The sequence below is a fragment of the Paenibacillus sp. sgz302164 genome, assembly GCF_056120505.1.
Map to the genome: position 1 here is coordinate 55,995 of NZ_JBVYOL010000018.1, position 13,971 is coordinate 69,965.

At 54.7% G+C, this 13,971-nt stretch carries 12 protein-coding genes; all 12 read right to left on the reverse strand.

What is annotated here, in order from left to right; all coding sequences use genetic code 11:
• Positions 1 to 98: 98 nt before the first annotated feature.
• The 12 genes from AC0LWT_RS26580 to AC0LWT_RS26635 all read right to left on the reverse strand — a co-directional run bounded on the left by AC0LWT_RS26580 (position 99) and on the right by AC0LWT_RS26635 (position 13,959).
• Complete coding sequence (locus tag AC0LWT_RS26580; protein ID WP_474684303.1) at positions 99 to 1,337, reverse strand: argininosuccinate synthase; 1,239 nt, start codon at positions 1,335 to 1,337, stop codon at positions 99 to 101.
• Between the two features lie 21 nt (positions 1,338 to 1,358).
• A complete protein-coding gene (gene argF, locus AC0LWT_RS26585; RefSeq protein ID WP_474684304.1) occupies positions 1,359 to 2,315 on the reverse strand; it encodes an ornithine carbamoyltransferase in 957 nt (318 codons plus the stop codon).
• A gap of 26 nt (positions 2,316 to 2,341) precedes the next feature.
• The gene (gene argD, locus AC0LWT_RS26590; protein ID WP_474684305.1) at positions 2,342 to 3,535 is read right to left on the reverse strand and encodes an acetylornithine transaminase; all 1,194 of its coding nucleotides are present in this window, start codon (positions 3,533 to 3,535) and stop codon (positions 2,342 to 2,344) included.
• 13 nt (positions 3,536 to 3,548) lie between these two features.
• Positions 3,549 to 4,319 carry an acetylglutamate kinase gene (gene argB, locus AC0LWT_RS26595; RefSeq protein ID WP_474684386.1) on the reverse strand — a complete coding sequence of 257 codons (771 nt, stop codon included), beginning with the start codon at positions 4,317 to 4,319 and terminating at the stop codon, positions 3,549 to 3,551.
• Positions 4,320 to 4,406: 87 nt separating this feature from the next.
• Positions 4,407 to 5,639, reverse strand: coding sequence for a bifunctional glutamate N-acetyltransferase/amino-acid acetyltransferase ArgJ (gene argJ, locus AC0LWT_RS26600; RefSeq protein ID WP_474684306.1), 1,233 nt, complete (start codon positions 5,637 to 5,639; stop codon positions 4,407 to 4,409).
• A 57-nt stretch (positions 5,640 to 5,696) separates the two neighbouring features.
• The gene (gene argC / locus AC0LWT_RS26605; RefSeq protein WP_474684307.1) at positions 5,697 to 6,746 is read right to left on the reverse strand and encodes an N-acetyl-gamma-glutamyl-phosphate reductase; all 1,050 of its coding nucleotides are present in this window, start codon (positions 6,744 to 6,746) and stop codon (positions 5,697 to 5,699) included.
• A 273-nt stretch (positions 6,747 to 7,019) separates the two neighbouring features.
• Positions 7,020 to 7,838 (reverse strand): YitT family protein, encoded by an 819-nt coding sequence (locus AC0LWT_RS26610; protein WP_474684387.1) that lies wholly within the window; start codon positions 7,836 to 7,838, stop codon positions 7,020 to 7,022.
• Between the two features lie 229 nt (positions 7,839 to 8,067).
• Positions 8,068 to 9,184, reverse strand: a protein-coding gene (prfB, locus tag AC0LWT_RS26615) for a peptide chain release factor 2 (RefSeq protein WP_474684308.1) whose coding sequence is annotated in 2 segments (ribosomal slippage) — positions 8,068 to 9,111 and positions 9,113 to 9,184 — 1,116 coding nt in all. Because the reading frame shifts where the segments join, the coding sequence is not laid out codon by codon here.
• 50 nt (positions 9,185 to 9,234) lie between these two features.
• A complete protein-coding gene (secA, locus tag AC0LWT_RS26620) occupies positions 9,235 to 11,745 on the reverse strand; it encodes a preprotein translocase subunit SecA (protein ID WP_474684309.1) in 2,511 nt (836 codons plus the stop codon).
• A 164-nt stretch (positions 11,746 to 11,909) separates the two neighbouring features.
• Positions 11,910 to 12,260, reverse strand: coding sequence for a type II toxin-antitoxin system PemK/MazF family toxin (locus tag AC0LWT_RS26625; RefSeq protein ID WP_474684310.1), 351 nt, complete (start codon positions 12,258 to 12,260; stop codon positions 11,910 to 11,912).
• Positions 12,254 to 12,529, reverse strand: coding sequence for a hypothetical protein (locus AC0LWT_RS26630; RefSeq protein WP_474684311.1), 276 nt, complete (start codon positions 12,527 to 12,529; stop codon positions 12,254 to 12,256). The genes AC0LWT_RS26625 and AC0LWT_RS26630 overlap by 7 nt, the downstream gene beginning before the upstream one ends.
• A 167-nt stretch (positions 12,530 to 12,696) precedes the next feature.
• Positions 12,697 to 13,959 carry a J domain-containing protein gene (locus AC0LWT_RS26635; protein WP_474684312.1) on the reverse strand — a complete coding sequence of 421 codons (1,263 nt, stop codon included), beginning with the start codon at positions 13,957 to 13,959 and terminating at the stop codon, positions 12,697 to 12,699.
• Between the last annotated feature and the right edge of the window lie 12 nt (positions 13,960 to 13,971).

Consider the following 13,971-nt stretch of genomic DNA (forward strand, 5'->3'; position numbering starts at 1 on the left):
CTGCAAGCGCCCCCCGCTAACCGGGGAGCCGCCGCACGCTATAGCCCAAAGGCTTTCCGCCCGCAGACAGGAAAGCCTATATGATGCGCTCTATGATATTATTTTGTCGACTTTTGCTGCACGCCGGAAGACACTTTCAAACGCAGCGCATTCAAGCGGATAAATCCGGCTGCGTCGCCTTGGTCGTAGGCTTTGGAAGGGTCTGCTTCCATCGTGGCGATGTCCGGGTTGTACAAAGATACAGGGCTTTTTACGCCTGCTCCGATGACATTGCCTTTGTACAGCTTCAAGCGCACCGTACCGGTTACGTTTTTCTGACTCTCTTCCACCAGCGCCTGGATCGCCAGACGCTCCGGTGCGAACCAGAAACCGTTGTAGACGAGCGTCGCGTACTTCGAGATCAGCGAATCGCGCAGATGCATCACATCGCGGTCCATCGTCAGCGACTCCATTTTGCGGTGAGCGGTGAACAAGATCGTGCCGCCCGGAGTCTCATACACGCCGCGGCTCTTCATGCCGACGAAGCGGTTCTCTACCATATCGACACGGCCAATGCCATGCTTGCCGCCGATTTCGTTCAAAGCTTGCATCACTTGCAGAGGCGACAATTTCGCGCCGTTCAAGCCTACGCATTCGCCTTTTTCAAAATCAAGCTCCAAATACTCAGCCTGATCCGGAGCATCCTCAGGAGCGACGCTCAGCACGTACATGTCCTTGTTGGAATCCGCAGCCGCATCGAACCAAGGATCTTCCAGCATGCCGCTCTCGAAGGAGATGTGCAGCAGGTTGCGGTCCGTCGAGTACGGCTTTGCCGCCGAAGCGGTAACCGGAATGCCGTGCTTCTCGGCATAAGCGATCATTTCCGCACGGCCCGGGAACTGCTCGCGGAATTCTTCGAGGCGCCAAGGGGCGATCACGGCAAGCTCAGGCGCAAGCGCCGCAGCCGTAAGCTCGAAGCGCACCTGGTCGTTGCCTTTGCCGGTTGCGCCGTGGGCAATCGCCGTAGCGCCTTCCGCGCGGGCGATCTCGACCATGCGCTTGGCGATCAGCGGGCGCGCGATGCTCGTGCCGAGCAGGTACTGCCCTTCATACAGAGCGCCCGCCTGGAACATCGGGAAGATGAAATCTTTGGCGAACTCGTCCTGGAGGTCGTCGATATAGATTTTGGATGCGCCGGTTTTCAGCGCTTTTTCTTCCAGACCGTCCAGCTCTTCCTTTTGCCCGATATCCGCCGTAAAAGCGATGATTTCCGCATCGTAAGTTTCTTTTAGCCATTTCAAAATGACCGAAGTGTCCAGCCCGCCGGAATAGGCAAGCACGATTTTTTCCTTAGCCATGAATAAGATCTCTCCGTTTCGTTACATAATTGCGGCCATGATAGCCTTTTGCGCATGAAGACGGTTCTCCGCCTCGTCAAAAACAACCGAATGCACGCCGTCGATCACGCCTTCGCTGACTTCTTCGCCGCGGTGCGCAGGCAGACAATGCATGAACAAGTAATCCGGCTTGGCATATTGGACGAGCGCTTCGTTCACCTGATAGTTTTTAAAGGCGATTTCCCGCTCTTTTTGCTCCGCTTCAAAGCCCATGCTCGCCCATACGTCCGTATAGACGATATCGGCATTTTCCACCGCTTCGCGGGACTCGCGCGTCACAAGCAGACTGCCTCCCGTTTGCGCTGCGTTCTCTTTGGCCGTTTGAATGACTTCGGCGTCGGGCTCATAGCCTTCCGGCGTCGCCACGGCAAAGTGCATGCCCAGCTTGGACGCCCCGATCATAAGGGAGTGCACCATGTTGTTGCCGTCGCCGATATAAGCGACTTTCAAGCCGCGCAGCTTGCCTTTTTTCTCCAGCGCTGTCTGGTAATCGGCAAGCACCTGGCAAGGGTGTGCGTGATCCGTCAGTCCGTTGATAACCGGCACCGTCGCCCCTCTGGCCAAATCGATCACCTTGCGGTGCTCGTAAGTGCGGATCATGATGCCGTCGAGGTAGCGCGACAACGTTTGCGCCGTATCCCAGACCGTCTCCCCGCGTCCGAGCTGAAGATCGTTCCTGCTCAAAAAGAGCGCCTGCCCCCCCAGCTGGTACATCCCCACCTCAAACGAAACCCGTGTGCGGGTCGAGGATTTTTCAAAAATCATCCCCAGCGTTTTGCCCGCCAGCAGCTTGTGCGGCTCTCCCGCTTTTTGCTTGCGCTTCAGGTCAATCGCCAGGTCGATCAAATATTCGATTTCTTCCGTTGTATAGTCAGTCAGAGCAAGAAAATCCCGGCCCTTCAGTTGGGCCGCCATTTCTTCCTTTACAATACCGCTCATTTCATCCTACCTCTCTGCTGTTAAAATTACTGAATCGCGGCAGTCGCCTTCCCGGCGAGCACGGAGCAGACAATGTCCAGGCCGCGGTCCAGATCCTCCTGCGGAATCGTCAAGCTCGGCACCAGACGAATCACATTCGGCCCCGCCGGAATGACCAGCACGCCCTGCTTGTGAATTTCGCTAATGATTTCGCCTGTAGGCTGCGTGCATTCAATGCCAATCAACAGGCCGATGCCCCGCACCTTCGCCACAAGCGGATTGTCGGCGAGGCTCGTTTGCAGCTTTTTGACCGTGTATTCGCCGAGTTCAGCCGCCCGTTCAGGCAGCTTGCCATCCAGTATCGCCTCTACGGAAGCGATCGCCGCTGCCGTTGCAATCGGCGTTCCGCCGAACGTGGAGCCATGGCTGCCGGGGCCGAACGCCTCAGCAAGCTTCGCCTTGCCCAGCATCGCGCCGATCGGAAAGCCCCCGCCGAGCCCTTTGGCCAACGTGAAAATGTCCGGCTCAATGCCGTAATGCTCGTAAGCGAAAAGCTTGCCCGTCCGCCCGATTCCGGTCTGGATTTCATCCACGATCAGCAGCAGGCCGCGCTGCTCGCACAGCTCCGCGATTTGCTTCACAAAGGTGGGATCGGCAGGCAGCACGCCGCCTTCGCCCTGCACCATCTCCAGCATAATCGCGCACGTATTATCGTTCACAAGGCTGCGGACAGCCTCGATATCGTTGTAAGGGGCGTATACGAAGCCCTGCGGAAGCGGCAAAAAGCCTTCCTTCACTTTATCCTGCCCCGTAGCGGTCAAAGTAGCAAGCGTCCGGCCGTGGAACGACATGTTGAACGTAATGATTTCGTATTTGCCGTTCTGCAGCACCTTCTGCGAATACCGGCGGGCGAGCTTGATCGCCGCTTCATTCGCCTCCGCTCCCGTGGAACAGAAGAACACCGCATCCGCGCAGCTGTTGTCCGTAAGCAGCGTCGCCAGCTTCTCCTGATTCGGGATGTGGAACAAATTGCTGACATGCCACAATTGATCGAGCTGCTCGATCAGTTTTTCCTTGACGGCCTGAGGCGCGTGCCCGAGATTCGTCACCGCGATTCCGCTCATCAAATCGATATATTCTTTGCCCGTATCGTCCCACAGACGGCTTCCTTCGCCTTTGACCAATGTGATCGGATATCTGGCGTATGTCGGAAAGAGCGAGCTTTTTCCTGCTTCACCCATGTTAAACCCTCCTTTATCTTACGATCCGCGTCCCGATGCCGCCGTCTTTGAGCGTCTTACTCAGCACGTTCGGCTCGGAGCCGTTGACGATGACGACTTCCTTCACTTTACCCTGTATGCACTGAATCGCTGCGCGAACCTTCGGAATCATGCCTCCGTAGATTTCGCCGCTGGCGATCATGTCTTCGATCTCCGCAACGGTGACGACAGGCAGCACCTGCTTCTCGCCGTCCACCGTCTTCATGATGCCTGGCACATCCGTCACCACGATCATCCGCTCGACGCCGAGATGCGAAGCGACCGCGCCAGCAGCCGTATCCGCGTTGATGTTGTAGCGCTGCCCGCCGTCCTCTCCAAGCCCTACAGGCGCAATCACCGGAATGTAGCCCATCTGCACGATGTTCTGAATGAGCTCCGCATTCACCTTCGTCACATCGCCGACCAGTCCGACCTCGCCCGCGTTGCTGACCGGCTGCGCCTCAATCAAATGTCCGTCCACGCCTGACAGGCCGAGCGCCGAAGCGCCCGCCAGTTGAATGCGGCGTACGATTTCCTTGTTGATCTGGCCGGAGAGCACCATCTCCACGACATCCAGCACCGCTTCGGTCGTACGGCGAAGGCCGTTCACGAATTCCGTCTCGATGCCCAGCTTCGCCAGCGTATCCGAAATCGCTGGCCCGCCGCCGTGTACGATGACGGTCACGATGCCTTCGTCCTGAAGGTGCCGCATATCCTCAAAAAAGCTCTCAGGCAAAGCAGCCAACGTGCTTCCGCCGCATTTCATCACAAAGCAATTGTTCTTCACCGATTCCGCTTCCCCTTTACCCCTTTAGCTTACAAACTCTTACATCCGATCTCCGCTCCCGGATCGTTACGTCCGGTAGGCCGCATTAATCCGCACGTAATCGTAAGTCAAATCGCAGCCCCAGCCTGTCGCCTTGCCGCTGCCCATATGCAAATTCACATGGATGTGAATCGTGTCCGTTTTCAAATACGCCAGCGCCTGCTCCTCGTCGAACTTCACGGGACGCGACTGCTCCAGCACGACAATGTCGCCCAGGCGAATATCGACGGTATCGACATTTACCGGCTGGCCCGAATAGCCGACAGCCGCGATAATGCGGCCCCAGTTGGCGTCCGCGCCGTAAACCGCCGACTTCACGAGGCTCGAGCCGATGATCGATTTCGCGATCGCGCGCGCCGCGTTGTCGGACGCCGCCCAGATCACGTTCACCTCGATCAGCTTCGTCGCGCCCTCGCCGTCGCGGGCAATCGCCTTGGCGAGATACTCGCCGACGTATTGCAGTCCGGCCGCGAACGCTTCCCAATCGGGATGGCCCGGATGCAGCGCATCCCCGCCGGCCAGCCCGCTCGCCATCACCACGACCATGTCGTTGGTGCTCGTATCGCCGTCCACCGTAATCATGTTGAACGTGTTGTCCGTGATCCGGTTCAGCAGCAGCTGCAGGTGCTCGCTCTCAATGTTCGCGTCGGTCGTGATGAAACCGAGCATCGTCGCCATGTTCGGGTGAATCATCCCCGAACCTTTGGCCGCTCCGGCAATGTGTACTTCCTTGCCGCCGACCGTCAGGCGGACGCACGTCATCTTCTGCACGAGATCCGTCGTCAGGATCGCCTGGCAGAAGTCGTCGCCTCCGTCCGCCTTCACGCGCTGCGGCAGCTGCTCGATGCCGCCGAGCACTTTGCCCATCGGCAGCAGTTCGCCGATGACGCCGGTGCTCGTCACGCCGACGTGATGCTCCGCCACGCCAAGCGCCTTCGCAGCGGCGGCGCGCATCGCGCGCGCGTCGTCCTCGCCCTGCTGGCCGGTGCACGCGTTGGCGTTGCCGCTGTTGACGACCATCGCCTGCAGCTTGCCGCCTTGGGCGATGCTCTCCTGCGTCACGCGCAGCGGTGCCGCCTGGAACGCGTTCAGCGTGTATACGCCCGCCGCTGACGCCGGCACCTCACACACGATTGCGCCGAGATCGTGGCGCTCCGTTTTTTTCAGGCCGCAGTGCAACCCGCCTGCGCGAAAACCTTTCGGCGTCGTGATCGAGCCTTCCGGCAATACGATAAACTTTCCTTGCTCATGTACCGACATTTCCGTCCTTCACCTGTCCCTCCAGAGGCTTGATTAACTCTTGATCTGCTTGCGAATTTATGGATATACCGGAGAAAACAACAATCCCGTCGTTTCGTCCCAGCCCATCATGATGTTCACATTTTGAATCGCTTGCCCTGCCGCGCCTTTGACCACGTTGTCGATAACGGAGCAAATCGTGACGCGCCCCGTACGCGCATCCACCGCAAACCCGATGTCGCAGTAGTTCGAGCCGAACACTTCTTTGGTGGACGGCATTTTGCCATTGCTGCGAATGCGGACGAACCTGCGTCCTTGATAAAACTCGCGGTAAAGCTCGATGAAATCGGCCTCGGAACGGTCGCCCAGCACGGATGCATACATCGTCGACATAATGCCGCGCGTCATCGGGACCAGGTGCGTCGTGAACGTCGTCACGACCGGTTTGCCGGCAATGCGGCTCAGCGCCTGCTCGATTTCCGGAATATGCTGATGCTTGTTCACTTTATATGCGCTCAGGTTCTCGTTCAGCTCGGAATAATGAACCCCGAGACTGACGCCGCGACCTGCGCCGGAGACGCCGGATTTGGCATCGATAATGATCGTCGCGGGGTCGATCCAGCCCGCTTTCACCGCAGGGATCAGACCGAGCAGCGTAGCCGTCGGGTAGCAGCCCGGATTGGAAACGAGATCGACGCCCTTCACTTCATCGCCGAACACTTCGGACAAGCCGTATACCGCCCGTTCCAGCTCAGCGGCAGGCGCAGCAGGGTGCTTATACCATTTTTCGTAGTCAGCCGCCGACTTCAGACGAAGATCCCCGGAAATGTCAACCACCTTGAGTCCCGCCGCAAGCAGCTTTGGAGTAAGCTCCGCACTTACGCCCGCCGGAGTCGCCAGGAATACGAGATCCGCTTTTCCGGCAATAAGCTCCACGTTCAATTCATCCAAAATGTCCGTGCAAATTTCGTTCAAATGCGGGAACCCGTCCGCGATCGGCACGCCCGCATTCGATGTCGAGACGACCGAAGCTACCGTAATATACGGATGCGCCTGCAAAAGCCGGATCAACTCGGCGCCGCCGTAGCCTGTCGCCCCAATAATCGCCGCTCTCAGTTCGTTGCCCATTGTTTCATTCCTCCCCAACGTCCCTAAAAAGATATGTATTATTATACAGTCGCATACATAATAATTCAATGGATTTTTTCCAGATTTCATGCGCTTTAAAGCGTTTTTTCCCCATGGGACCGGCAAAGGTTTCCGGTGCTTCTACAGCCGATTATTCAGTCCGTTTTCACCCGCGGACAGCCCCTTTTCCATTATCCCAGAATCCCCGCCCAAAGAGCAACTATTGCTTATCCGAGCCGCGTTAACCACGCTTATCTTGTATTGTCCGGACGGTCAGGCGTGCCGCTTGAATCCTTCCCCCAACACTTCATGCGTTTCGCTCAAAATGACAAAAGCCTGCTCGTCCACCGAGCGCACAAGCGTCTTCAGACGGCTGACCTCATTCTGGTTCACCACGACCATGAGAACGGTCCGCGAAGCCCCCGTAAATCCCCCGGCGCCGTTAAGCTCCGTTAGTCCGCGGTCCAGCTCGTACAAAATCGCCTGCCGGATGGCATCCGTATGCTCGGAAATAATAAAAGCTACCTTCGAATAGTTAAAACCAAGCTGCACGACGTCGATCGTTTTCGTTGACACAAACAGGCCGATCAGCGCAAAAAGCGCATTTTCCGGTGTAAACACGAAGCCCGCCGACAAAATGACCAGCCCGTCCAGAACGGCTACGGCGAACCCCAGACTCAGCCCCGTATATTTATGCAAAATCTGAGCCGCCAGGCCAAAACCGCCCGTCGATCCGCGCCCACGGAACACGATGCCGAGCCCGAGGCCAATCCCCATCCCGCCGTACAGGCTGGCGAGCAGCGTGTTATGGGTCGGCGTTCCGATATGGCTCGTCAGCAAAACGCACAGCGGATATACGACAGAACCTACCGCGGCTTTCATGCCGAATTGGCCGCCCAGCAGCCACAAGCCCAGGAAAAACAACGGAATGTTGAGCCCCCACTGCGTAAGGGCCGGACTGATCCCGGTCAAATGCTGCACAATGGTCGAGACGCCGGATACGCCGCCGGACGCAATTTGATTCGGGTTTAAAAAAGCGTTAAAACTGGCCGCCATCACCAAAGACCCGATCACCAGCAGCGTGTATTCCATTGCCGTATGTGCGGGGCTGCCGACCCGGAGCCGTTGTTTTCTTCTCGGCACTATGCAGCGCCTCCTTTGAATTTTCGGTCAAAATCGTGGACGGCTATGCTTCCAAAACGATGCGCCCGACGCGCACGCAAGAAAAATCCTACACCGTCTCAGGTGTAGGATTTTTCTTGGACGCTTGTTGTATGCGCGTGATGCCGTCCGGCGCTTCGATTGGCCCAATACTCGTATCTTAATCGTTCGGATCCTTGCGGATTTGAAGACGCAGGTAAGCGTCGATGAACGTGTCCAGGTCGCCGTCCATGACAGCGCCGACGTTGCCCGTCTCCGCAGAAGTGCGGTGATCCTTGACCATACTGTAAGGATGGAACACGTAAGACCGAATCTGGCTGCCCCATGCAATATCGGACTGCTCTCCGCGAATTTCCGCGAGATGCTTCTCCTGCTCTTCGATTTTCTTCTCGTAGAGCTTGGAGCGCAGCATCTTCATCGCCTTTTCGCGGTTCTTGATCTGGGAGCGCTCCTGTTGGCAGCTCACCACAACACCGGTCGGTATGTGCGTAATCCGCACGGCGGAATCGGTCGTATTAATATGTTGACCGCCCGCTCCGCTGGCCCGGTACGTATCGATTTTGAGATCCTCGGTGCGGATCTCGATCTCCGCATCGTCCTCGATCTCCGGCATAACGTCGCACGACACGAACGACGTGTGGCGGCGTCCTGAGGCATCGAACGGCGAAATGCGTACGAGCCGATGCACGCCTTTCTCCGCCTTCAGGTAGCCGTAGGCGTTGAAGCCTTTGATCATTAGCGTGACGCTCTTCACGCCGGCCTCGTCGCCGGGCAGGTAGTCGAGCACCTCGACCTTGAAGTCGCGCTTCTCCGCCCAACGGCGGTACATGCGCAGCAGCATCTCCGCCCAGTCCTGCGACTCGGTGCCCCCTGCGCCGGGGTGCAGCTCCAGAATCGCATTCAGCCGGTCATACGGCTGACTGAGCAGCAGCTGAAGCTCGAACGCTTCGAGCTTCTTGACCAGAGCCGCGATGCCGCCGCCAATCTCCGCGGCCAGACCGTCGTCGCTTTCCTCCTCCTCGAGCTCGACCAGCACCAGCAGGTCGTCGTACTCGCCGGAAAACGCCTGGAACTGCTCCACAACGCCCTTGATCGCGTTGAGTTCGCCGATCGTCTTCTGGGCCTTTTCGTTATCGTCCCAGAAATCCGGCGCAGCCATCTTTTCCTCAAAATCTCCGATCGCTTCGAGCTTATGATCTAAGTCAAAGAGACCCCCGTAATTCAGTTAGTCGCTTTGCCGTTTCCCTTAAATCCTGTTTCACTTCTGGTTCCAGCATGTCTTACACCTCTTTTAATCTACTTGCCGCCGGCACAGCAGCTTTGCCTATTAGCTGCCCTGACCGTGGCATTGCTTGAATTTCTTGCCGCTGCCGCAAGGGCACGGGTCGTTGCGTCCGATGCGATCGTCGCGGACCAGCGGCTTTTTGCCGGCCGCTTCGTTCTTCGGATCGACGGCCTGGCCTTCGGCTACCGCCTGGCGCTCCAGATTGCTTTGCACGTGCGCCTTCATGATGTACTTCGCGACTTCTTCCTGAATGTTCTCGATCATTTCCTGGAACATCTCGAAACCTTCAAACTGGTACTCGCGCAGCGGGTCGGTACCGCCGTATGCACGCAGATGGATACCTTGGCGAAGCTGATCCATCGCATCGATGTGATCCATCCATTTGCTGTCCACCGCGCGAAGCGCTACGACCTTCTCGAATTCGCGCATGAATTCGCCGCCGATTTCCTGCTCACGCTCATCGTAACGGGCTTTGACGAGCCCTTGGATATGCTCGATAATTTCCTCTTGTTCCTTGCCCCAGATATCCTCATCCGCCACTTGACCTTCCGTCAGCAGGTTGTTATTGACGAAATTCGCCACTTCGTGGATTTCCCACTCTTCGGGAATTTGATCTTCCGGACAATGCGCTTTGACCACGCGCTCGATAACCGAATTGATCATGCTCTCGACAACTTCGCGGATGTTTTCGGATTCCAGCAGCTCTCTGCGCTGCTTATAAATAATTTCGCGCTGCTGATTCATAACGTCGTCATACTGGAGTACGACTTTACGCACGTCGAAGTTGTTGCCCTCTACGCGCTTCTGCGCGGATTCGACGGCACGCGTGATCAGCCTGCTTTCGATCGGTTGATCTTCTTCCATGCCAAGACGATCCATCATCGCCATGATGTTCTCGGCGCCAAAACGCTTCATCAACTCGTCTTCCAGCGAGAGGTAGAATTGGGAAGAACCCGGATCGCCCTGACGTCCGGCGCGGCCGCGCAGTTGGTTGTCGATCCGTCTGCTTTCGTGACGCTCCGTACCTATAATATGCAGTCCGCCCGCATCGTGCACACCGTCGCCCAGCATAATGTCCGTACCGCGGCCGGCCATGTTCGTCGCAATCGTAACAGACCCGGGTTGTCCCGCGCGCGCTACGATTTCCGCCTCTTCCGCATGGTATTTCGCATTCAGCACTTTATGCTGAACGCCTTTTTTCTTCAGCATATCGGACAGACGCTCGGAATTTTCGATGGATACCGTACCGACCAGCACCGGCTGATTCTTTTTGTGGCGTTCCGTGATCTCTTCCACGACAGCCTTGAATTTGCCGGTTTCCGATTTGTACACGATATCCGGCAAGTCTTTTCGAATCATCGGACGGTTCGTCGGAACAACAATAACTTCCAGGCCGTAAATCTTTTTCAGCTCTTCCTCTTCCGTTTTGGCCGTACCCGTCATGCCCGCAAGCTTCCGGTACATACGGAAATAGTTCTGGAAAGTGATGGTCGCCAGCGTCATGCTCTCATTTTGCACTTGCAGTTGTTCCTTGGCCTCAATCGCTTGATGCAGCCCGTCGCTGTAACGGCGGCCCGTCATGATCCGGCCCGTGAACTCGTCGACGATCATGACTTCGTCGTCCTGCACCACGTAATCCACATCGCGCCTCATAATAAAGCGGGCCTTGAGGGCTTGCGTCACATGGTGGTTGATCGTGACGTTCTGATGATCGAACAAGTTCTCGATGCCAAAAGCACGCTCGGCCTTCGCTACGCCTTCTTCGGTCAGCGCTACGGAGCGCACCTTGATATCGATGGTGTAGTCTTCTTCTTCCTTGAGCTTCGCTACGAAACGGTCCGCCGCGTAGTAAAGATCCGTCGATTTGGCAGCTTGTCCGGAAATGATCAGCGGCGTTCTCGCCTCGTCGACCAAAATGGAGTCCACTTCGTCAATAACGGCAAAATACAGCGGACGCTGCACCATTTGCTCTTTGTACAGCACCATGTTGTCGCGCAGGTAATCAAAGCCGTATTCGTTGTTCGTGCCGTACGTGATGTCGCAAGCGTATGCCGCCTGCTTCTCTTCGTGCGACAAACTGTGCAGATTGACCCCAACCGTCAGGCCGAGGAACGTATATATTTGACCCATCTCGGCGCTGTCCCGCTGCGCCAAGTAATCATTGACCGTTACCACATGTACGCCTTTGCCCAGCAAAGCGTTCAAATAAACAGGAAGCGTCCCGACGAGCGTCTTCCCTTCGCCCGTTCTCATTTCCGCGATACGGCCTTCATGAAGCACCATACCGCCGATGAGCTGAACGTCGTAATGCCGTTTGCCGAGAACACGCTTCGCGGCTTCTCTCACTACCGCAAAAGCTTCCGGCAGCAAATCGTCCAGCTCTTCGCCTTGTTCCAATCTGTTTCTGAACTCTGCCGTCTTGCCTTTCAGCTCTTCGTCCGACAGCGGTTCAATCGTTGCTTCCAGCCCGTTGATATGGTCAACGGCTTTCAGCATCCTTTTAATTTCCCGTTCATTGGAATCACCAAAAATCTTCTTCACAAGTCCTAGCATCGGTGAACCCCTTTCCCTTGCATTCGTATCCTTAAATTGTACCAGTTTGGCGGTCCTGCCGCAACAAATGCAATGCGAATTTGGTTTTAATTCCTATTTCTTATTATTTTTTGGAAGCGTCGAAAGCATTCATCAGGAACTTCTCAACATTATCGCATGTATGCTTACTCCAGATCTAAATATCTCTTTATTACTTCTTTAATTTTTGCCTTTGTTTCATCCGACTCAATATTACCGCATTTCATACCTAATCGTTCTTTACTTATTGCTCTTATCTGGTGCGCCATAGCGATTGAATCTTTAGGCAGACCCGTTTCTTCTTCTTTTAAATAAACTTCAATGGGATATATGTTCCTGCCAGGTTTTACAGACGTTAATGAAATAACCGTTACAATCGGCAATGCCTGATTCACTTCTTCCACCGAAATGACAAGTACAGGTCTTCTGCCGGCTTGTTCTGACCCTTGAGTCGGATTTAAATCCGCCCAGAAAATTCCCCATTGATAGCTTACCATTCAGCAGTCCCCTTCGCCGCTTCATCATCTGCAGACTCAAAGGCTTTCATGCTTTCTTGCAAATCCTTCATAAACAAAGGATCTTTCGATGCCTGGGACATTTCCGCTTTCAACATCTCTTTTTCAATTTTTTTAGAATATTGTTCAAGCGCCTCTTTAACTCCGGCATTTACAGACGGTATAACATTCTCTTTAACAAAAAACTTATATTTCTCCACCAATTCAGGCGGCAGCGTAAAAGTTACATTTTTAGGTTTGGAAGTCTGCACTTAAATCACTCCTCTTATTGCACAATATTATTGCATAATATTATTGTATATGTTTTATGTTGTTTTTAAAATGCTTTTTGGCTCAAAAAGAGAAAAAGCCGATCAGACCGGACTTCACTTCACACTGACAGTGTTGTAAAGTCCTTCATCCGTACCGGCTCGCCTGCTTACCTCAATCTTCTTCTCGCTTCCCGGTTCAAACCGGATACCGCTTCTTCATACATCTCCGTCCAATTTCCCTCAAATCGCTTAAAAACCGCCGGATATTTCTTCTTAGCCCTGAGGATGCCCGCGGCAAACTCTTCTTTCATCGTCTTCATTTGAGCCAGCTGCCCCTGCGACAGTTGTGCTCTTATTTCGTCCAGCGTATCAAAATCCCTCAAGCCCTCATAAAACCATTCGATCGCATACAGTGCAACCAGCGGAAATAAATCCATATCTTCTTGCATGCGTTCGACTTCCTTCTTTACTTTCGCCAACTCCTGAACATCGCGGCGGGCTTCCCGAATCTCAGGCTGCTGCGGCTCAAAATAACAGGCTAAATCGGCGTATATTTCCGCTTCACGAAAGCGGTTGACGTCGTAGAAGCTTAGAAATTCCATCAATAGTGAGGCAGATACATACACTCGGTCTTCTTCCTCTTGAACGGATTTAAGGAATCTCTTTACGCGTGTCTGAACCTTGCCCCATAAATTCCATTTTTCCGCCTCCATCATCGAGTTGATCCAATCGATAAATTTCAGCAAATCCTCCGGTGTTTGAGATTGTTCGACAGGAATAGCCGCTTCTGCGAGCAGCCATGCTTCCTCAGCCCGATCCAAATTCACGTAAGAGAGTAATATATTTCTTCTTAAAATATCAATTTGTTCAGGATACGCTTCTTTCGCTTCCAGAAGCTCCTCAAGCGCCTCTTGCGCCCTATCCTCTTCCAGAAGAAGCTTTCCCTTCAGCGAGGCTACAATCGCCTTCTCTTCATCAGTCGAAGCCAGGTCGCGTCCCAGACTAAACTGATGTTGGAAAGTCACCTCGTCCCCTTTCATAAGAGAGGCTTCCCCCAGCCCCAGGCATACGGACAAATTATCCGGCGATATTCGCTGCGCCTGTCGGAATAGTTCAACCGCTTCGTCCCAGCGCTCCGATTCCATCTTTTCCATCGCTTCGTCTACAATATTCTCCAGATTGTCCCCATACTTGCGAAGCAAGTCATATTCTTTACGTTTGATGGGGTCTTTCAGAGTCTCATAGGCTCCGCGAATTTGTTGAAACTGTTCCGGGTGCGTTTCCGGAGGAAAAGCTTTAACCTTCTCGATATAAGCCTTTTTGATTGAAGCTTGAGTTGCATTGGCGCGAATTCCAAGAATTTTGTAGTAGTTTTCAATTTTCGTTTTCGCCTTCGCTTTCTTCCGCGCAGGCCGCTTGGTTGCTTCCATACGTGATTCCTC